Genomic DNA, 21,106 nt, shown 5'->3' on the forward strand with positions numbered 1-21,106 from the left:
ACAATGAAATAAAAATAAAAAATAAATTATGAAAGAAAATTTTAACGTTAGTAAATTAAAAAACAACTTGACAATTTTAACCTATAATATGCCTTATGTTAATTCGGTAGCAATAAATTTAATTGTTAAAGTCGGAAGCCGTTATGAAAATTCGGAAGAGGAGGGGATATCCCACTTTCTTGAGCATATGGCTTTTAAAGGTACAACAACAAGAACGGCAAAACAAATAGCCGAAGAATTTGATGAAATAGGCGGTCATTTTAACGCTTATACAGGTCATGAAAAAACAATATATTACGCACGAGTATTATCTGAGAATTGCGATAAAGCTCTGAATATACTTGCCGATATAATACAAAATTCTATTTTTGCTGAAGAAGAGATAGCAAAGGAATATCAGGTAATATTACAGGAAATAGCCCATAGTCAGGATAATCCCGATGATTTAATATATGAGAAGTTTTATAGCAGTGTTTATAAGGATCAGCCGCTCGGTAAACCGATTCTTGGAACAAGCAAAACATTATCTAGTTTTACTAAAGAGCATTTTTTGAGTTTTATAGATAAACATTATAACGCTGGAAATTTGTATTTATCGGTTGCCGGTAATGTTGATCACGATAAAATAGTAAGTAGTGCAGAGCGATTGTTTTCTTCTTTAAAGCAAGGAGAAAAAAGTAATTTTCTTCCTGCAAAATATATAGGAGGTAATAGCTTTATCAATAAGGATTTGGAGCAGACTACTTTAATCCTTGGTTTTGAAGGAACGCCTTATATTAACTTAGAAAGGCTTTACCGAACCCAGTTACTTGCTATAATATTCGGAGGTGGTATGTCTTCACGTTTATTTCAGCATATTCGTGAAAAATTAGGTCTTGCATATGCGGTGGGTAGTTATAATAGTACATATTCTGATAGCGGGGTATTTACTATTTATGCAAGTACCGCACATGATAAATTGGAGTTATTATACAAAGAGCTTAAAACCGAAATAACCAAGATGACTGAGAAAGTTAATGAAGAAGAGATGATTAGAGCTAAAACGCAACTACGAAGTAATTTGTTGATGGCACAAGAAAAAGTAGCTTATAAATCAGAAGAAATTGGTAAAAATTATGCAGCTTTCGGTAAATATATTCCTCCTGAAGAGATTATGGAAATTATTACTAATATAAAAGCCGATGACATTATTAATACGGCAAATAAAATATTTAGTAGTATTACTACATCGGCAATTATCGGTCCGAATGATCTTAGAGGGTTTTAATGTTATGTTTGGATACCGTCATTGCGAGGAAAAATTGAAAATTTTGACGAAGCAATCTCAGGAGTATTGATTCATGAGATTGCTACGCAGTCTACGACTGCTCGCAATGACGGAAAAATTGGTCCACGTCACAATGCCCGCTTGCAATGACGATGAAAATGAATTTTAAGAAAATAACAAATGAAAACACAACTTTACAAAGGTTCAAGTAAAATTTTATATTCCGCCGAAGAAGATTTTTTACTTATAATGGCCTTTTCCGATAATGTTACCTTAGAAAGCGGTGAAATTATTGAGGTCTCAGGCAAGGGGGTACTTAATAATAATATTTCTTCCTTTCTAATGGATAAACTGGAAATGAACGGTATTGAAAATCATTTTATTGAAAAAATAAATATGAGGGAGCAATTAATTCAATATGTTGAGGTTTTTCCGGTACAAGTAATAATATCATCGGTAGCGTGCGGTAGATTTGTAAAAGAGTTCGGTATGGACGAAGGGTATGTATTTGATAAACCGATTATTGATTTTAAGGTCCGAAGTCGTGAATTTAAATATCCGATAGTTAATGAGTATCAAATATTAAATTTCGGCTGGTTAACTAGGGATGAAATTAAAGCGGTAAAAGAGCAAGCTTTGCGTATATATGATTTTCTAAGCGGCTTGTTTATCGGTGTCGGGATTCGTCTTGTTGAATGTAAATTAGAATTTGGGCGTGTGTTTAACGGTGAAGAATCTATCATTATGTTAACTGATGAAATTAGTCCGGATAATTGTAGGTTATGGCATATTAACAGTAATGAAAAATTGGGATTTGAATTGCTTGAAAACGAGCCTAATAAAGCTTTTGAATCATATCAGCTAATAGCTGATCGTTTAAAAGAAAAATAAATATATTTTTAAAGCGATATATGCTATTTTGGGCTTGAAAAACACTCCGATGTCGTACCGGTTTTGTTGCATGGTTCGGTTTCATCGTCATTGCGAGAAGCCGTAGGCGACGTGGCAATCTCATGAAATAATAACAAATTCCTGAGATTGCTTCGTCAATTTACTATTGTAAATTTCCTCGCAATGACGATTTGGTATCCACACAAGGAAACATTTTTGATTTTTAATAATTTTTTACAGTAAAAAAGATGAAAATACGATTTATTATAATAAGTTTTATAGCTCTAATCTTAGTGGGATGGGGATATGCTGCCTATAAATTTGAACATCAAAGTAAAGAGAATATTATCTCTATTCTTGATGAATACGGGGAATATATAACTTATGATTCAATAAAAGTTAATAAATATTGCTTTAGTGTTACTTTGAACAAAGTAATGTTTAAGCCTATAGATTTTTATTATGATGAAGTGGTTATTAAGCATATACCGTTTTTAAATATTACAAAAATTGATTCTTACGGAAATGATGTAAAGATTACTACCGCTCAAGATGAAAAAAATATTTTTTACTCACCTGATCATCATACAACAATTTGGTTTAGAAAATCTTTATTTAATAGAGAGGCTGATTATTGGAAATTAAGCTTGAGTGACAATAAATCAACTCTTTATAGTTCTTTAGATGCAGAAAAATTAGCAGAAAGTGATATTAGCAATTCTGTAATTACTAATACTAAAACATCAGATAACCTTAATTTGTTAATTTTGGATGGAGAAAATACTGTTTCTTTTATTTCTGAAAATTACAGAAGAAATTTATATGATAAAATTTTTGAATTCTTGAGAGATAAAATAGCTAATGACTCTGATACTGCTTCCTTTGAGTATGGTTTGACAAAGTTAGATATATTGAATTTACCTATTTCTTACAATTCCAAATTAAAGCTTAAATATAGTGATGAGCTATTAGCTCTTGGAAAATTATTAATTCAAAACTTTTCTCTAAATCAAAAGCAAGATGAAAATATTCATGCTGTTATTTTTATGCAGATGTTAGGAGAATTAGTAAAAGGTAAACCATTTTTATTCTCTTGCGATATTGAAAGAAAAGGAAAAATAGAAAGTAATTTATATAAATTAAATATAGAAAAAGATAAAATTTTTGATTTTGCTTTAAATATTAAATCTACTATAGAACCTTCTGAAACATACCAAAAAACAGCAGTTGAAGCTTTAGGAAGCTACTTTAGTAACGGTTTAAATAAAAGAGCCGAGTTAGATAAAATTTTTAAACTAACTAGCCCTATTACTCAAGAAGACGGAGAAAAAGTAATGGGTGTTTTTGCAAAAATAAATAATTCTGAATTTAATTTAAAAGGTGAGTTTGATCCTGAAGCAAAAAAATTATCCGGTAAAACTAATCTTGTGATGGATAATTTTAATTTTGCTATTGATATTGATATGCCTAATTTAGAGAATCCTATGAATCTAGAAAGCGTAATAAAATTATCGGATCCAAATGCGTTTATAAATAATTTTGTGAATTATACCGATAATGCCGTAATACCGGTGCTTAATAAAATAGAAGATTCTAAGGAATTTGCTTTAAATCTAGGAAAACAATCTTCAGTAATAAAGCAATACGGCTTTAGGGCAATAGAAGCTTTTAGTAAAAACTCTGAATTAAAAGACGGTGAATCTTTAGTAGTTGACGTGAAAGGTAAAGATACCGGACTAACCTTTAATGATAAAGCTATTGATCAGATTTTTGGTGATGCTAGAGTATTAGAATTTATGAATGCCATGGCTCAAATAGAGCAAGAAAGAAAACAAGTTGTTGGTAAATAATAAAGTATTATTCAGTTAGAGAAATTGTCATCCTAGCTAACTTAATCGACATTGTTGCGTGGATCGTTTTATGTCATTCTTGGCTAGAAGCGAGAATCCAGTAAAACCTATAAAAAGCTTGTTTTTTATAGATTTATTTTATCAAATATGTAACTTCTATATCAATATTGAAGCCATTTTTCTGGAACCCATGGTTAAGCCGTGGGGTGGCAGTGAAAAATCTGTGAACACTCATTCGCTTATAATTAGGAATTTGAAAGAGACACTTCATCTTGAACCGCAGCATATACAAAAACGTACGTGAAGACTTGGTTACCTACTCGACGTATAAATTACCCCTAGACGTAGAGTTTCAAAAGAAGTCTATTGTATTAAGTTATAATTTGATTGATGCTCTTAATGGATCCGTCAATTTTTCTAGGGTTTTACTCAGATTATTAAATGTTAAGCCTTTATAGCCTGTTTCTTTAACAATTCTCCGTAGTGTTGGAGTAGGTTTTACCATATGATTGATTTTATTTTTTGCAGGAAATACCCATAAGCTATTACTTTTTTGTTTTCTTCTATATAAAATCTGAATTGCCTCATCAGTAAGAGATAAAGAACGTGATTTTTCTTTTTTAATATTTGATATATTCCATATCTTATTTTGTAAATCGATATCACCCCATGCCATTGATAATAAAGTAGTTAGTTTTTCCGACGTATGAATAAGTAGTAGAAAAAGATCTTGCACTTGAGAAATAGCTGTCTTTTTCAATATATTAAGAAAGATAGGTAATTCTTCAAGAGTTAAATATCTTTTGTCAGTTTTTTTCTTAGGTTTGTGTATTTTTATTTCTAATAGTTCCTCTTCAATTGATGTATTTATACTATCAGCTAATTTTTTTCCTGCTGCAAAGTCTTTTTTATCTGAAAAATCATCAGAAAGTTTTTTCAGTTTTTTATACACTTGAAGCGAAAAAACTTTATTATGAAAAGGTAAACTCTTTTTTTCTATCTCCGTTTCTCCCAACTTAAGTTGTAGATATTCGGCAGGCTTAGCAATAGACGCTTTAAGGTTTGTCTTGAAATTTTTCTTAACATTTTTAATTGAAGAATATGTTTTATTAGTGGGATATTCACCCATAGCTATTTGATATTTAAGTTTAGCTGCTTTTAATCTTGCTTCTTCAACAGGTAAATCAGGAAAACGACATAGTTTGAGCCTTTTATATTTAACTTCTACCATTTGGGCTAGGTAAAAAGTTTTACTGCCGCCGTAAGATACTATAAGTACCAATCCTTTTTCTTTAGTATCTTTGTAAAGAGTTCTTTTTTCTCTAGGGGGTTCGATTTTTAAAAGATTATTTTTAGTAAAATTAAAACACAATGGTTGTTTTTTCATTTTTATGCTTCCTATATGCTGTTATTGATTTATAATTAATAACTTAAACCAGCATAATATGCAAGTGTAAAATTACACAAAAAGTTGAAATGCTATAAATATAAAAATATTTACTAGTGCATATATATTTTTTTAAATTTTATAAATATTAATGCTGATAGTAACGTTACTTAAAGCAACATATTTTTCAATAGAAGCAAAAATATCACATCTATTAATTTTTAAAATTGCCTACCTTAATCCTTTTAAATAGATTATTATTATACTATAATCCTTAAAATTATGAGTTTTTAAAAAACAAGTTAGAATAAAAATGATAAATATTTCCTTTCCCGATGGGAGCGTAAAACAGTTTGAGTCGAATATTACGGCTTTTGAAGTAGCAAATGCAATTTCAATGTCGCTTGCTAAAGCAGCAATGGTTGCTGAAATAAACGGTGAGCTTAAAGACTTAAGTACCGTAATTGAAAATGATTGCAAGCTTCGTATTTTAACCGCAAAAGATCCTGAATGTCTTGAGATAATAAGGCATGATGCAGCACATTTAACAGCAGAAGCAGTAAAGGAATTATTTCCTGAAACTCAAGTAACAATCGGTCCTGAAATTGAAAACGGTTATTACTACGATTTTGCTCGTGATAAGCCTTTTACCACTGAAGATTTAGCCGTTATAGAAGCTAAAATGCAAGAACTTTCAAAGAAGAACGAGAAAGTAACAAGAGAGCTATGGGATAGGGATAAAGCTGTAGAGTTTTTTAAGTCGATAGGAGAGCATTATAAAGCCGAAATTATTGCTTCAATTCCGGCAGGTGAGCAAATTACTTTATACAGGCAGGGTAGTTTTATTGATTTATGCCGAGGTCCGCATGCTCCCTCTACAGGTTTTGTTAAGCATTTTAAGTTGATGAAAGTTGCAGGAGCTTATTGGCGAGGTGATAGTCGTAATGAGATGTTGCAGCGTATATATGGTACGGCGTGGGCTACGAAAGAGCAATTAGACAATTATCTTTTTATGCTGGAAGAAGCCGAAAAGCGTGATCATAGAAAGCTTGGGCGTGAGCTTGATTTATTCCACTTCCAAGAAGAAGCTCAAGGGATGGTATTTTGGCATGATAAAGGCTGGAGTATATATAATACCATTGAGCAGTATATTAGGAAAAAGATTCGTAAGAACGGTTATACTGAGGTTAAGACGCCTGTTTTAGTCGATAAAAGCCTTTGGGAGCTTTCCGGACACTGGGAAAAGTTCCGCGAGGATATGTTTGCGTTAGAAACAGACGACAAGATTCTTGCTTTGAAGCCGATGAATTGTCCTTGCCACGTGCAGATTTTCAAGCAAGGTATCAAGAGCTATCGTGATTTGCCGCTTCGTATGTCGGAGTTTGGTTTATGTCATCGTAATGAGGCGTCCGGTGCTTTGCACGGTTTAATGAGAGTACGGAGTTTAGTGCAAGATGATGCCCATATATTTTGTGCGGAGGAGCAAATTACCGATGAAACGGTTAGTTTCTGTAAGCTACTTACTGAAGTTTATAAAGATTTCGGTTTTACCAATATAAAGGTAAAATTCTCTGATCGTCCCGAAATTAGAGCAGGTAGTGATGAAGTTTGGGATAAAGCTGAGAACGCTTTGAAAGAAGCAGTAGAAAAAGCAGGGTTTACTTATACGTTAAACCCGGGCGAGGGAGCATTTTACGGACCGAAGCTTGAGTTTGTTTTAACCGATGCGATAGGGCGGCAATGGCAATGCGGAACACTTCAGATGGATTTTGTTTTGCCGGAGCGACTCGATGCTAGCTATATTGCAGCAAGCGGTGAGAAAAAAAGACCGGTAATGCTCCATAGGGCAATACTCGGCTCGCTTGAGCGTTTTATCGGTATATTGATTGAAGAATATGTCGGACGTTTTCCTATTTGGCTTGCTCCTATACAAGTCGCTATTGCAACAATCACAAGCGATTTAAACGATTACGCTTTAGAAGTGCAAAAAGCTTTAATTGATAATGGCGTAAGAACGGCTATTAATATCTCACCTGATAAAATTAACTATAAAATTCGTGAGTTTTCTAATCAAAAAATACCTATGATTGCCGTAATCGGTAAGCAGGAAAAAGAAAATAAACAAGTAACGATTAGAAGACTTGGAACTACCGAGCAGGAAGTATTACCAATAAAGCAGTTAATAGCTCTAGTTAAGGAAGAGAATGAGAAGTATTTGTAGATTTTAAATCTAAAATGTGATATAAGACATTTATAATATGTATCATAGGGATATGATATCCCAGTTAGGAAAAATCCTAAGGAGTTTATATGAGAACTATTATTAATATAGCTGATTCGCAAATTAAAATTCTAGATCAACTATCCAAGAAAAAAAATATCAAGAGATAAAATTATTGGGCAAGCTTTAACTAGTTACATTGCTAGTAATGATCACAATAATAAAGCATTTGAAAACGCTTTTGGACTTTGGAAAGATAAAAGTCTAGATAATTTGGAGTATCAGGCTAAATTACGTAATGAGTGGAACGAATGAAAGCTACCTTTGATACTAATAATATTAATAGACTACTTCCTTGGAAACTTATCAGCTCGTAGAGAAATTAGTTTATATAATAATCCTCAAATTAGTATAATAACTAAAATGGAAATACTAGTTGGTACATCAAAAGAGAACCAAGAAATTATAGAAAGTTTTTTTAAAAATTTTCTTATAATTAATCTGAATGAAGAAATTGCAGTAGTTCTTCGTAAAGAAAATAAAATTAAACTACCTGATGCTATAATATGGGCTACTGCAAAGTTTATCAATAGCATATTAATTACAAGAAATACTAAAGATTTCCCTGTTAATGCTTTTGATATAAAAGTACCTTACAGTATATAGATTATATTCTGTGTATTTACTTTATTTAAAATGCACAGAATATAAATTTGACATACATTTCTCAATTTATGAAAACAACATTTCACCACCTCTCTTTTTTATGGTCGGTTATAAAGCCGTATAAATATTGCTATCTTATTATGATGATGGCACCTTTTGCAAATGGTTTTTCTCCTATTCTATATAATTATGCTGTAAAGCTTTTGCTTGATTTGTTTACCCAAAACGAAAAGATTACATTTGCATAAAGTTATAAACCGGTAATGGTTTTTATAGCTGCACAAGCAATACTTGATGTAGCTTGGCGTGCTCACAATTTTGCACAGCTTAAAGCCATGCCTTATATCTTTCAAGATATGATGAATAAAATATGTAATCACTGTTTTAATTTGCCCTATACTTATTTTCAAAATAACCTTTCCGGCTCTATAGTCGGAAGAGTACGGGGCATAGGTGATAATTATTCTAAAATGCACTAAGCAATGGAGTATAAATTAAGCATACCGTTACTTATTACCTTATTTTCCGGTATTACTCTTGCCTATACTAATATTAAAATATTTGTTGTTATTATTGCTTTTACTGCTACTTATTTACCTCGTGCATTACGGTTTTTTACTAAGCTTGCTAAAATGGAGCAGGATAAGCAAGATTCTTGGTATAATTTATTTGGAATAGTTGCTGATTGTATAACAAATATCTTTACTATTTTTTCATTTGCAACAAAACGGCGAGAATTAAATAAAATAGAAGATTATTATCATAATGTGCATAATCCTCTAACAATAAGATATTACAAATATGATTTAATTATTTGTGTAATACTCAGTTTAGTATATTGGGTATATTTAACAGGCGTATTTGTGTATGTAATTCATTTACGTAATCTTGGTGAGATCGGTATCGGTGATATTATAATCGATAACCAAAGTATTTACGATACTTCATCTGACAGCCTACGGGAGCAGATATCGTTAATCCCTCAAGATATTATGCTTTTTCATCGCTCCATTGCTGAAAATATCGGCTATGCAAAAGAAAATGCAGAGTTAGATGAAATAAAAAACGCTGCAAAAGCTGCAAATATTCATGAATTTATCGAAAGCTTACCGGAAAAATATAACACCATTGTCGGTGAGAGGGGAGTAAAGCTAAGTGGCGGACAGAGGCAACGTATAGCAATTGCCCGTGCTATTCTTAAAAACGCTCCAATCTTGGTTTTAGATGAAGCAACTTCAAGCCTTGATAGCCACACAGAGCAAGAAGTGCAAAAATCTATTAATACCATGCTTGATATTGATAATGTAACTATAATTGCTATAGCTCACAGATTATCTACTATCAAGCATATGGATAGAATTATTGTTATGGATAAAGGCAAAATCGTAGAAAACGGCACTTTTATGGAACTCGTGCGTAAAGAAAAGGGTAAATTTAAGGAGTTGTGGGAGCATCAAGTTAACGGCTTTGTTTGAAAATTAGTATCTAGGTGTTGTTAATAATCGTCATTGCGAGCAGGCATTGCCCGCGTGGACCGATAAAACCTACTCGGTGTCATTCCCGCGGGCAATGCTCGCTCGTAATGACGAAAAAAATATTTACAATCTAAACTTAATCGGAGTTTATTCCTAAATAGTAATATAAGTATTGATTTTAACCCTGCTTTAAAGAAAAAAGTTACACCCCTAAGGCTTTTTTACCTTTAGATTGTTCTTGTTCAACTGCTTGAGTATGAGATTTGACTTGAGGGATTGCAAGGTCGACTACATGTTCATATCTAACGCCGTTTTCAAATAAAACTTGACCGCATTTATTCACTTGAACAACATCTTCTTTAGAGAACTTATTTAAAATAACTTCCGTAATGTTGTAAAGGAATTTCCAAGATAATTCTATTCTTTCTTGTAATGTCAGCTTTTTATTTTCCGGTTTTTGACTATTAAGGGCAACATTTGGCGAATCATCAATATTACCTCCTTCAGTAGGTAATATATTTTTTTTACGTGCTGCTATTTTCTTATACATTAAAAATATTAATAATAATGCTAAGCAACCTATGGCAATTAAAATATGAGTATTAGAATTAGACACTATTTTGCTCTTCCTTGTTGTTGAGTTAAGTTTTGTGTTTTAGAAAGCATCGTAACCACTGCTTTACCTATATTAACTAAGTTAGCTATATCAGGAGCTAGCTTTGCAACTGCTAAGACCGGAGGCGGTAATAAGTTAGTTTTTATTGCTAGACTTATAACATTTCCGAGTTCTTTACTTCCTGGTATTACTCCTACTATTTTTTTTATGTCACTTGCAATTTCCATAGCTTTTTCTGCGGCTTTACATAAAGATTCTATCTTTTCGCCAAAAGAAACTTCCGGATTTAATACTTTTAATAATTCTGTTTTAGCTTCATTTAGATTATCCGAAATAGTATTCTTTACAGAGTTTAATTTGTCAGTATTTATATCTTGTGGAATTGCATTTTCAATATTACTTTTTAGTTCTGCTATTTTTTCTTCTACTTCATCTTTGTTTTTTGGTATAGCTTTAGCAGCTTTTGCAGCATTCTCTAGTGAAGCTTGGTTATTAGGGTTTTTATTTGCTATTTCAATAATTTTTCGAGGCGGTTCTTTTGATATTTCTGAAATTGCGGCAATGTTCTTGGCTTTTTCATAGATGTTTTCAAGCTTCTCATTAGATTTAGCCTCTTCCCTTATTTCTTTTATATCATTATGCAATTTTGTTATTTTTGGCAATAGTTTTTCAGAGTCAATAAGATTATTTACTTTTTCAAGTATTCCGCTTGTTTGTATAAATATTCCAAGCATCGGTATTTGAGTGGATATAATCCCGACTAATATATTTTCTAATGATTCTATAATTTTTTTAGAAGCTCCAGGATAGAGTTTATCTAATTCTTGCTGAAATTTTAAAACTTGTTCTAAAACGTTTAAACATTTTTCTACAATAATCCTCTTGATATACTTTCTCAAGTGCTTCAGATAAAGTAGTTAGAGATTCTTGGATTGTTCTATTAAAAAGTTTTTCTATTTTCTCTACATCAATATTTTCAGTGTGAGATAATTCATTTAAAGAATTTTGTAAAATATAAAATAAATGATCTTCTAAATCTTTTACATTCATTTTCAAAGATTTTGTAAAACCGTTTAATTTTATTAAAAGTCTTTGTAGTTTTTTTGTTGTTCTTTATTTAATCCACTAAAACTAGAAAAATCAATTATAGACATAAAATTTATTATTTTGTTACCAAATATTAATTAATCTTAAAGCTTTATAACCGTAAAGTAAAATGTAAAATAGTTATCATTGCCCTTGAGATTAATTTTTGTTATATTACGTGCTAACATTGCTACAAATAGATTTATATTGTTTTATTGGGATATAGGTATATTCTTGAAAGATTAAATTAATTTAACTAACATATTATCAATTATTCAAAAAATTTATGCGTAAATTAACTACATTTATTATCACATTATTACTAACCGGTTCGGCTGCTGCTGTTGATTTGCAGGAAGCTTTAACTGAAGGATATAAGAATAATGAGGAGCTGAAAACTGCTAGAATTAAGTTTTTGAATGCAATTGAGCAGTTCCCTCAAGCTTTCTCAGGATTTATGCCTAGTGCTGGATTGCAGATTAATAGACAAAATAGTAAGACTAAATATAATCAAAAATATACTGATAGGCTTGGTCTTACTCCAAGAGAGACAGATAGCAATCAAGGTGCATTAACAATTGAGCAATCATTATTTAGCGGTGGTTCTAGTGTTGCGGCTCTTAAAGCTGCTCAATCAGGGTTTAGAGCGTCACGAGGCGAATATTATGCCGGCGAACAAAAAATATTATTAAATTTAATAACTGCTTATCTTGATTGTTTTGAGAGCAAAGAGAAATATGATATTTCTGAAAGTAGGGTTCGTACTAACATACAACAAGTTAACACTGTTGAAGAGAAATTAAGACTAGGGGAAGCAACGGCAATAGATATAGCAACCGCAAGAGCAGGGCTTGCAGCGGCAGAAACGAATAAACTAGCTGCCTATGCCGATTTTCAAGGAAAAAAAGCAAATTTTATTAGAGTATTCGGTATAGAGCCTAAAGATATAACTATGCCTAATTTACCTGATAGGTTACCTGCTTCATTGGATGAGTTAACAAGAAAAGCCGCTAAGTTAAATCCTGATATTGATTCGGCAAGACATAATGTAACTTCGGTGAAAGCTTTGGAAATGGTGCAGAAAGGAAAATTATTGCCGCAAGTAAGCGTAAAGTTGCAATCAGGTAGAACTAACTATAATCCACAAGATCCAGCTGTTCAAAATATAAACAATAAAAGCTATACTACTATTCTTTCGGTAAATATTCCTATTTATCCTGAAGGAGGAGCTCAATATTCAAGAATCAGATCAGCTAAAAACCAAACAAGAAATAGTGCAGTTCAGCTTGATAGTGCGATAAAGCAGACACAAGCGGGTGTTGTAAGCGTGTGGGAAGGATTTGAAGCAGCAAAATCTCGTATTGTTGCAGCTAATCAAGGCGTAGAGGCTGCACAAATATCATATGACGGTACGGTGCAAGAGGAAATAGTCGGCTCCAAAACTATACTCGATGTTTTAGATGCTGAGCAAAAATTGTATGAAGCAAAAATAACTCGTGTGGATGCGTATAAGAATTCAGTACTTGCGGCATATCAAATGAAATTGTTAACCGGCGAGCTAACGGCTCAAAGTTTAAAACTTAAAGTAAAATATTTTAGTCCTGAAGAAGAGTTTAAGACTATTAAAAAGAAAATGTTTATAGGTTTCTAACGTGAGTAAGGAAAATAAAAAGAACCAAGATATGTCTGTAGAAGACATATTAAAATCGATTAAAGGAGTAATTAACGAGCGTAAAAATCCTATTTATGAAAATGATAGTGAAGATGAAGATATATTAGAGCTAACGGAAATAGTAAATCAAGATGAGGAAGAAAAGTTAATATCAACTAAATCTGCTGAAGCGGTAGGTGATATTTTTAAAAATTTTACCGATACTATTAAAGATAAAAAGCTGGATAATAATATCTCATCTAAAAATGCACTTGAAGAATTAGTCATTGAGATGTTAAAACCGGAACTTAAAGCTTGGCTTGATAAAAATCTACCTGTACTTGTTAAAGAGTTAGTAGAAATTGAAATAAAGAAATTGGTGCAGAATATTAGGAAGTAGGTAGTAGCTATAACGTCATTGCGAGGAAAAACTGTAAGTTTTGACGAAGCAATCTCAGGAGTTTGTTATTATTTCATGAGATTGCCACGCAGCCTACGCCTACGGCTGCTCGCAATGACGTTTTAGGATAATTATTTAATAAGGAATTATATGTTAAATAAATTATGTAAGATATTATTTTTTATCAATCTGTTATTGGTTGCAGTGCAAAGTTATGCTTCCCCTCCGCCCTTACCGCCATCATTACCGTCTGCCGAAATAGATACTAAAGACAAGGATGTTAGTTCTAATTCCGATATTTCTTTTTTTGATAAATTTAAGCAATTTTTTAGTAAATCAAAAAAGAAAAATATCTCTCCTAAACAGTCAAATGAGCAAACTAAAGCAGCCAATCAAGAAGAACCAAAGCTAGCTTCACAAGAGCATACTGAAGCTGATGCGTCTGAACCTTTTATAGATACCGGTAATACGGCATTGCCTAGTGTCACCGCAAGTAATGAACATGAAAATAGTGTAAATTTAGCTTCTCATGACATTCAGGAATCTAATGAAACCGAGGCATCTAAGCCTTTTATAGATGTTGGTAATACAGCATTGCCTAGTGCTGCAAGTAATGATGTTCATACAAATACCGAACATGAAAATAGTACAAATTTAGCTTCTCATGATAACACACCGGATATACAAGTTACACAACAAGAACCTAATGAATCGGAAACATCTGAACCTTTTATAGATATTGGTAGTGCAAAGTTACCTAGTGCTACAAGTAATGAAATACATGAGGAAGAAGTTACTTCTAATGAGCATAAAGATACAAATTTAGCTTCTAATATTATAACTCCTAATGTACCGAGACCGATAGTATCTATGCCTCCGGCTCAAGCAGGAAGTTATGTAGTGCCTCCGCAGCGACCGGTGCAAATATATAAACCAACCAATTTGCCGCCTGTGCATAAGCCTATTCCGCTTAATCCCACTCCTGAGGATAATAAAGAAGAAGAAAGCGTAGCACCGATAGCACCTCAATCTATACCTAATATGCCCGCTGTTTCTCCGCCTGTGGTTAGCCCGCCGGTAATTCAAGATACTACTACCCCTAATACTATGCCGACAACGGTACCTCCTGCAGAAACTCCAGCAGTACCTAGTAACGTACCTGCACCTCCGGTAATGCCTACAAATCAACCTTCTACACAGCCTATAACACCTCCTAGCCCGAATACACCTGTTACTACTCCATCTAAAGTAGTTCCTACAACTGATTCTTCGGCGGAAATAAATAACTCTCAAGAGACATTTGTTGCTGTTTCAGATGTCCCAAAAAAACAAGATTGGAATACTCCGCTTATACCGGTTGTTGTAGTGAAGCCAAATCAACCTCAGACTTTAGAGAAGCAAGTCAATAATAATCAAACTACAAATAATCAAGAGAAATCACCTCCGGTAAGCTCTTCAAATGTCACGATTCAAAAACAGGATGATAAGGTAAATAATGAAACCTCGGAATCGACAACAAAATTCGTTAAAGATGAAACACAAATGTTACTTTTACCTGATGATGATATAGTTCTTGGTAAATTAACAGAACAGGCTAATTTAGAGCAGATGGATATGTATACATATATAGAGCTGTTCCAAAAGAAAGAAGAATGGATAGCAAGTGCCAAAAGAAGAAAAGTTGTAGAGAGTTTTATTAAATATGATAATGATATAAATAAAAAGAAAGATATTTATGCCAATCTATCTTATTGTAAGGCAGTAGATAATGCTTTTAGAGCAGTTGATAGAAACAATCTTTTTGGGTTGCGTGCGTTACTTGACGTTTATCCAATATTGCAAGAAAAAAGTAAAAGCGGTGAAACATTACTAACTGCTGCTATTTATAACGATAATTACTATTTAGCAAAATTTTTGGTCATACGAGGTATTAAAATCTCTACTCTAAATGATGAATGCCAATATCCGTTAGATATTGCGTTAGCTCAAGGAAACGCTAACATAGCTTGCATGTTAATCAAAGCTAAGGGTTATAATTAAAGAAATTTTTTAACGAAAATTAATAAGATTTTTGCAGGAATAGCGTTCCTATTTCAAAAAAATCTTATAATTTGCAGTAAAAAAGATCTTAATTAGCTTTAAATTTGACTTTGTTAACAGTGCCTAATTGCTTTTCTATGTTAAATAGTTTAATTTAGGAAAGAAAATAATTAATTAAATCTCTAATATATGAGCGATTTATTCAGCTTTAACAAAGAAAAGAAAAATAAGCTAGTCGATAATAACTATAGTGCAAAAGATATTGAAGTATTAGAGGGGCTTGAACCTGTTCGTAAAAGACCTGGGATGTATATCGGTGGTACTGATTCAAATGCTATGCACCATTTAGTATCTGAGGTGCTGGATAATGCTATGGATGAAGCAGTCGCCGGCTTTGCAAGCATCATCACGATAAAAATGCATCAGGATCATAGTATTACTATATTTGATAACGGTCGCGGTATTCCTATTGATAATCATCCTAAATTTCCTGACAAATCAGCTTTAGAAGTAATTTTAACTACTCTTCATTCAGGAGGTAAATTCTCAAATAATGTTTATCATACTGCAGGCGGATTGCATGGTGTTGGAATATCGGTAGTAAATGCCTTATCTAAACATTTAGAAATAAAGGTTTATAAACAAGGTAAATTATATAGCCAAAGTTATTCTAAAGGAGAAAAATTAACTGATTTAATATGTGAAGAAGCGTCTAAAAGGCTAAGAGGTACATCAATAAATTTCACTCCAGATCCGGAAATTTTTAGTGAAAAATTACATTTTAACCCTAAAAAGATTTATGAGCTTGCAAGGTCAAAAGCCTATTTATATCGTGGTGTTACTATAGAATGGGAATGCGAAGTAGAAGTACCGTCAGATATACCTAAAAAGGCATTAATAAATTTCCCGAACGGTTTAAAAGATTATTTAAGTTCAAAAATAACTTTAGATAATTTAATTATTCTGGAAATTTTTTCAGGTAATATAGAGTCTACGCCGGACGAAATAAAACTTGAATGGGCGATTTGTTGGCAAAATAATGATAACTCGGCATTTATTCAATCATATTGTAATACTGTTCCGACTCCTCAAGGAGGAACGCATGAGCAAGGTCTTAAATCGGCTATTTTACGTGGGCTTAAAGCATACGGTGAAATGATAGGAAATAAAAAAGCTGCTAATCTAACTATTGAGGATATTTTAGAAACCGCAAGTGTCGTACTTTCTATTTTTATAGCTGAGCCGTCTTTTCAAGGACAAACTAAGGAAAAATTAGTGTCAAACGGTGTAAGTAAACCGGTTGAGAATATAATAAAAGATCATTTTGACCACTTCCTTAGTAGCGATAAAGCTTTAGCTACTAATTTACTTGAGCATGTAATTGCTATTGCTGAATTTAGAATAAGTAAGAAAAACGAAAAAAATATTTCCCGTAAAAATGCCACTCAAAAATTACGTTTACCCGGTAAACTTGCCGATTGCACACGAACTTCACCTGAAGGGACGGAATTATTTATTGTAGAGGGTGATTCGGCAGGAGGCTCTGCAAAACAAGCACGTAATAGAGAAACGCAAGCAGTATTACCGCTATGGGGTAAAGTTCTAAATGTTGCGAGTTCTACGCTTGAGAAAATCGTTAATAATCAAGCAATACAAGATTTAGAAATAGCTCTTGCTTGCGGTAGTTTAAAGAATTATAAAGAAGAAAATTTGCGTTACGAAAAGATAATTATTATGACTGATGCAGATGTTGACGGTGCTCATATAGCTTCGTTATTAATGACTTTCTTTTTTTTACGAATGCCGAAATTGGTAGAAGAGGGACATTTATATCTAGCTAAGCCTCCGCTTTATCGTTTAACGCAGTCTAATAAAACTTATTATGCAGGCGATGAAGAGGAAAAAGCTAGGTTAACGGATAAATTATCGAAAGTTAGTAAAGCTAAAATTGAAGTAGGTAGGTTTAAAGGTCTCGGCGAAATGATGCCTGCACAATTAAAGGAAACTACTATGCATCCGGAAAAAAGATCGCTTTTAAAAGTGACTTTAGAAGATTTTCAAAATGTCGATAAAATAGTAGATGATTTAATGGGTAAAAAGCCAGAAAAAAGATTTCAATTTATTTATGAACAGGCTTTAGTTAAGATGGATAAGATTATTAACGAGTTGGATATTTGACAGCTAAATTCAGAAAGCTTGATACAAGCGAACTTTTCGAGATAAGCCTTTGCTCACGTACTATTTGTACGTTCCACAGGCTTGCTCTTAAGTTCATCTTGTCTGAAGCTTTCTGAATTTAGCTGTAGGACGTCATTACAAGGAAAAATTCTAAACACATACGGAGTATTATGTTATTACGTTTAATTATAACGATATTTTTTATTATAAATTCTATTTGTGCATTTGCAGAAGAAGAAAAAGAAACTGAAAATAAAATATCAAATCAGGAAGCTTATAAGCAATTTCAAGACGTATTTGAACGTATTGAAAAGGATTACGTACAGGTACCCGATAGGCAAAAAATGATAGATGAAGCAATTAACGGTATGTTAAATTCGCTTGATCCTCATTCAAGCTATTATACCGATGAGGATTTAGAAGATATTTTTACTTTTACAAAAGGTGAATTCGGCGGAATCGGTGTTGAAATAATGTATGATAGCGGAGCGATTAAGATAATATCGCCTATTGACGATTTGCCGGCTTTCAAAGCAGGGCTTAAAGGCGGGGATTATATAGTAGGCGTGAATGACGAGTTAGTCTCTACGCTTGGACCTAATAAAGCTATAAAAGAGATGCGTGGTACGCCTGGTACTAAGGTTAAATTGTTGATAATTAAGGAAGAAGAGGCAAAACCGCAAGAGCTAGAGCTTACTCGCGAAATAGTAAAAATCAAGCCGATAAAAGCACATTTAGAAAAAAATAATATTGCATATATACGTATAACTACTTTTAATGAGTCAACAATTTCTGAGCTGAAATCAGCAGTAAATAAGTTAAAAACTGAAAGTAAAGATGACCTAAAAGGTATAATTCTAGATTTACGTAATAATGCCGGAGGTATACTAGATCAAGCTATTGCCGTTAGTGATTATTTTATTGATTCCGGTGTAATTGTAACAACAAAAGGTAGAACTATATCAAGTAATAGCGAAACTAAAGCAAATGAGTTTTCATTAAAAGCTCCCAAAATACCTATGATAGTTTTAATAAACGGTAATTCTGCCTCTGCCTCGGAAATAGTTGCCGGAGCTTTGCAAGATCATAAAAGAGCAATAATACTTGGCACTAAGTCTTTTGGTAAAGGATCAGTTCAGGCTTTAATGCAAATCAATTCTAGGGCTGCCGTAAAACTCACTATATCTAAATATTACACCCCAAGCGGTCGTTCTATTCAGGCAGAAGGAATAGAGCCTGATATTTTAATTGAGCCGGCAAAAGTCGAATATCCTGAGGTGAAAAAAATAGATAAGCGTTTTTCAGAAAGTTCTTTAAAAAATTACTTAAAGAATGATAATGAAAAAAATAAAGATAATTCATCTAAAAATAAAGATAGCAAAAAAGAAACAAAAGCCAAAAATAATAAACAAGAAGAGAATGAATTATCAGAATTATACAAAAAAGATTATCAATTTGCTCGTGCTTATGATGTAATTACAGGGTTGATTATTAATAAGAAGCTGGAAAAACAAGAGGATGCTAAATAACACACAATGTCATCCTCGCGTATGCGGGGCGTTGTTGCATGGCTCGTTTTATGTCATTACTGCGAAAGCAGGAATCCACTATAAAGCGAGATTAATCTAGCTTTTAATTTTAAAAACTTGCTGTATTTATACTTTTTTTTGGATTCCTGCTTTCGCAGTAATGACATAAAACGAGCCATGCAACAACGCCCCGCTTCCGAGGGAATGACATAGAGCCCCATCTTGCTCTTAAAAGAAAAGAAAGGTCTCGTAATGAACCATAATAAGTATATAGTAAGATTGTCATTTATTATATTATTTCTTAATATTGTCATAAATATGATGTTTTATCGTTATTTTATGATAAAAGAAATGATAGTAAAACAAGTAGCTTTGGAACATACTAAAATTGTAGAACTTTACACTGATAATATTTGGAATACTCATCAGAACGTAATCAGTAAATTACATAAATTCGATTATTTAAAACTATTACAAGATCAAGATTTTATTAATTTTGTAAAGATTACCGCTCAATGGTTCACCAATCTTAATATTAATATTTCTCTCTACGATCTCAAAGGTAATAAATTTATCACTAGTAATATGTTACATATGTATAGTGTAGACAATTATAAAGATGATAGCTTGGTTGAGATATTTACCGCAAAAATCGATAAATTTTTTTTAAAATCCTTTACTTCAAAAGCTCCGCTTCGAGATGCTTTTGAAGGTATTACAAGTCATATATTATTACCAAGGGTAGTAATAGAAAATGAAAGTGATTTAACAATAGAAGAAGCTTCTTTTGTTACTAGCTATATCCCTGTTATAGATAATAATTTAGATTTTCCCGTAGATGCAGTATTTGAGATTAACACTAATATTACCAGCCAGTGGCAAAATATAACATCTCTTGAGCAAAAAGTTTTTATAACTTTTATCATTATTTTTATAATATTCTGCACTATAATTATTAGTAATACTAACTATGCTAGACAAATTATTGAGGAGCAGCTTGAAACAAATAGAAATTTAAAAGCTCAAATAGTAAAAGTAGAAAAAACCAGCTCTTCAAATACAAAGTTTTTTGCTAATATTAGTCATGAATTGCGTACACCACTTAATGCTATAATAGGCTTTTCGGAAATTCTTATGTCGGAAAGAGATGCAGAAAAAAGTAAAAATTATATTAAAGATATAAATGATGCCGGTAAACATTTGCTTAGTATGATTAATGATATTTTAGATCTTTCTAAAGCTTCTGCCGATAAATTAAAAGTAGATAGTATAGATCTTGATTTAAATAAATTAATTAGTTCTTCGCTGATACTTGTTAAGTCTCGTGCCGATCAAGCCGAAGTAGCTTTAATTAGTAGATTACCGAAAGAACATGTGGTTATAAAGGCTGATCCAAAGAGGCTAAAACAAGTATTCTTAAATCTTTTATCAAATGCCGTGAAATTTACAAATTCCGGAGGAAGTGTTACTATTGCACTTGAAAAAGATGAGTTAGCAAAATTAGTATATATAAAAGTTATAGATACCGGTATCGGTATTGAAGAAAAAGATATTCCAAAAACTTTATCGGCATTCGGTCAAATCGATAGTGAGCTTAGTCGAAAATATGAAGGTACCGGTCTTGGATTGCCGCTTACTAAAAAGCTGGTTGAACTTATGAACGGTAAATTTGATTTGCAAAGTAAGATAAATGAAGGTACCACCATAACAATAACTTTTACATATGATAGTAGTATTGAGATATAAGCATTGCCTAAAAAGAATTGTTTGAGATAGAATGACAATAAGGTCTTTATTAAGTGTTGTATAAAACAAAAGCACCTTTTTAGGTAATTCCGAAATATAAAAA

At 32.3% G+C, this 21,106-nt stretch carries 16 protein-coding genes and 2 pseudogenes; 15 read left to right on the forward strand and 3 right to left on the reverse strand.

Annotation, left to right across the window (positions count from 1 at the left end; translation table 11 throughout):
• Positions 1-28: 28 nt before the first annotated feature.
• The 3 genes from ACE38Q_RS00265 to ACE38Q_RS00275 all read left to right on the forward strand — a co-directional run bounded on the left by ACE38Q_RS00265 (position 29) and on the right by ACE38Q_RS00275 (position 4,008).
• Entirely contained in the window at positions 29-1,267 is a 1,239-nt protein-coding gene (locus ACE38Q_RS00265; RefSeq protein ID WP_500189628.1) for a M16 family metallopeptidase, read from the forward strand.
• A 180-nt stretch (positions 1,268-1,447) separates the two neighbouring features.
• A complete protein-coding gene (locus ACE38Q_RS00270; protein ID WP_040257149.1) occupies positions 1,448-2,158 on the forward strand; it encodes a phosphoribosylaminoimidazolesuccinocarboxamide synthase in 711 nt (236 codons plus the stop codon).
• A gap of 248 nt (positions 2,159-2,406) precedes the next feature.
• A complete protein-coding gene (locus ACE38Q_RS00275) occupies positions 2,407-4,008 on the forward strand; it encodes a phosphoribosylaminoimidazolesuccinocarboxamide synthase (protein WP_500189629.1) in 1,602 nt (533 codons plus the stop codon).
• A 376-nt stretch (positions 4,009-4,384) separates the two neighbouring features.
• Here ACE38Q_RS00275 and ACE38Q_RS00280 read toward each other — a convergent pair whose 3' ends face one another.
• Positions 4,385-5,395 (reverse strand): tyrosine-type recombinase/integrase, encoded by a 1,011-nt coding sequence (locus ACE38Q_RS00280; protein ID WP_500189630.1) that lies wholly within the window; start codon positions 5,393-5,395, stop codon positions 4,385-4,387.
• A gap of 313 nt (positions 5,396-5,708) precedes the next feature.
• Here ACE38Q_RS00280 and thrS point away from each other — a divergent pair, with 313 nt between their 5' ends.
• From thrS to ACE38Q_RS00310, 6 genes and pseudogenes are all read left to right on the forward strand, one after another.
• Complete coding sequence (gene thrS / locus ACE38Q_RS00285; RefSeq protein WP_500189631.1) at positions 5,709-7,616, forward strand: threonine--tRNA ligase; 1,908 nt, start codon at positions 5,709-5,711, stop codon at positions 7,614-7,616.
• Positions 7,617-7,705: 89 nt separating this feature from the next.
• Positions 7,706-7,931: pseudogene (locus tag ACE38Q_RS00290) on the forward strand (hypothetical protein).
• 9 nt (positions 7,932-7,940) lie between these two features.
• Positions 7,941-8,282 carry a PIN domain-containing protein gene (locus ACE38Q_RS00295; RefSeq protein WP_500189632.1) on the forward strand — a complete coding sequence of 114 codons (342 nt, stop codon included), beginning with the start codon at positions 7,941-7,943 and terminating at the stop codon, positions 8,280-8,282.
• A gap of 68 nt (positions 8,283-8,350) precedes the next feature.
• Entirely contained in the window at positions 8,351-8,530 is a 180-nt protein-coding gene (locus ACE38Q_RS00300) for a hypothetical protein (protein WP_500189633.1), read from the forward strand.
• Positions 8,531-8,545: 15 nt separating this feature from the next.
• On the forward strand, positions 8,546-8,761 hold the full coding sequence (locus tag ACE38Q_RS00305) for a hypothetical protein (protein ID WP_500189634.1): 216 nt from the start codon (positions 8,546-8,548) through the stop codon (positions 8,759-8,761).
• A 3-nt stretch (positions 8,762-8,764) separates the two neighbouring features.
• On the forward strand, positions 8,765-9,757 hold the full coding sequence (locus ACE38Q_RS00310; RefSeq protein ID WP_500189635.1) for an ATP-binding cassette domain-containing protein: 993 nt from the start codon (positions 8,765-8,767) through the stop codon (positions 9,755-9,757).
• 202 nt (positions 9,758-9,959) lie between these two features.
• Here ACE38Q_RS00310 and ACE38Q_RS00315 read toward each other — a convergent pair whose 3' ends face one another.
• Both ACE38Q_RS00315 and ACE38Q_RS00320 read right to left on the reverse strand, forming a co-directional pair.
• Positions 9,960-10,373, reverse strand: a complete 414-nt coding sequence (locus ACE38Q_RS00315) for a DUF2660 domain-containing protein (protein ID WP_500189636.1) — start codon at positions 10,371-10,373, stop codon at positions 9,960-9,962.
• A pseudogene (locus ACE38Q_RS00320) lies at positions 10,373-11,527 on the reverse strand (hypothetical protein). Before ACE38Q_RS00320 ends, ACE38Q_RS00315 begins: the two are co-directional and overlap by 1 nt.
• Positions 11,528-11,745: 218 nt before the next feature.
• Between ACE38Q_RS00320 and ACE38Q_RS00325 the strand changes: the two are divergent.
• The 6 genes from ACE38Q_RS00325 (at position 11,746) to ACE38Q_RS00350 (ending at position 21,003) form a co-directional block, all read left to right on the forward strand.
• On the forward strand, positions 11,746-13,110 hold the full coding sequence (locus ACE38Q_RS00325; protein ID WP_500189637.1) for a TolC family protein: 1,365 nt from the start codon (positions 11,746-11,748) through the stop codon (positions 13,108-13,110).
• Between the two features lies 1 nt (position 13,111).
• Positions 13,112-13,510: a DUF2497 domain-containing protein gene (locus ACE38Q_RS00330; protein ID WP_500189638.1), complete on the forward strand. Its 399-nt coding sequence runs from the start codon at positions 13,112-13,114 to the stop codon at positions 13,508-13,510.
• 150 nt (positions 13,511-13,660) lie between these two features.
• Positions 13,661-15,550: an ankyrin repeat domain-containing protein gene (locus ACE38Q_RS00335; RefSeq protein WP_500189639.1), complete on the forward strand. Its 1,890-nt coding sequence runs from the start codon at positions 13,661-13,663 to the stop codon at positions 15,548-15,550.
• A 189-nt stretch (positions 15,551-15,739) separates the two neighbouring features.
• Complete coding sequence (gene parE / locus ACE38Q_RS00340; protein WP_500189640.1) at positions 15,740-17,728, forward strand: DNA topoisomerase IV subunit B; 1,989 nt, start codon at positions 15,740-15,742, stop codon at positions 17,726-17,728.
• Positions 17,729-17,898: 170 nt separating this feature from the next.
• On the forward strand, positions 17,899-19,257 hold the full coding sequence (locus ACE38Q_RS00345) for a S41 family peptidase (protein ID WP_500189641.1): 1,359 nt from the start codon (positions 17,899-17,901) through the stop codon (positions 19,255-19,257).
• A gap of 252 nt (positions 19,258-19,509) precedes the next feature.
• A complete protein-coding gene (locus ACE38Q_RS00350) occupies positions 19,510-21,003 on the forward strand; it encodes a sensor histidine kinase (protein ID WP_500189642.1) in 1,494 nt (497 codons plus the stop codon).
• Positions 21,004-21,106: the final 103 nt, after the last annotated feature.

The sequence above is a fragment of the Rickettsia endosymbiont of Thecocarcelia acutangulata genome (genome assembly GCF_964263195.1).
Classification (GTDB): domain Bacteria; phylum Pseudomonadota; class Alphaproteobacteria; order Rickettsiales; family Rickettsiaceae; genus Rickettsia; species Rickettsia felis.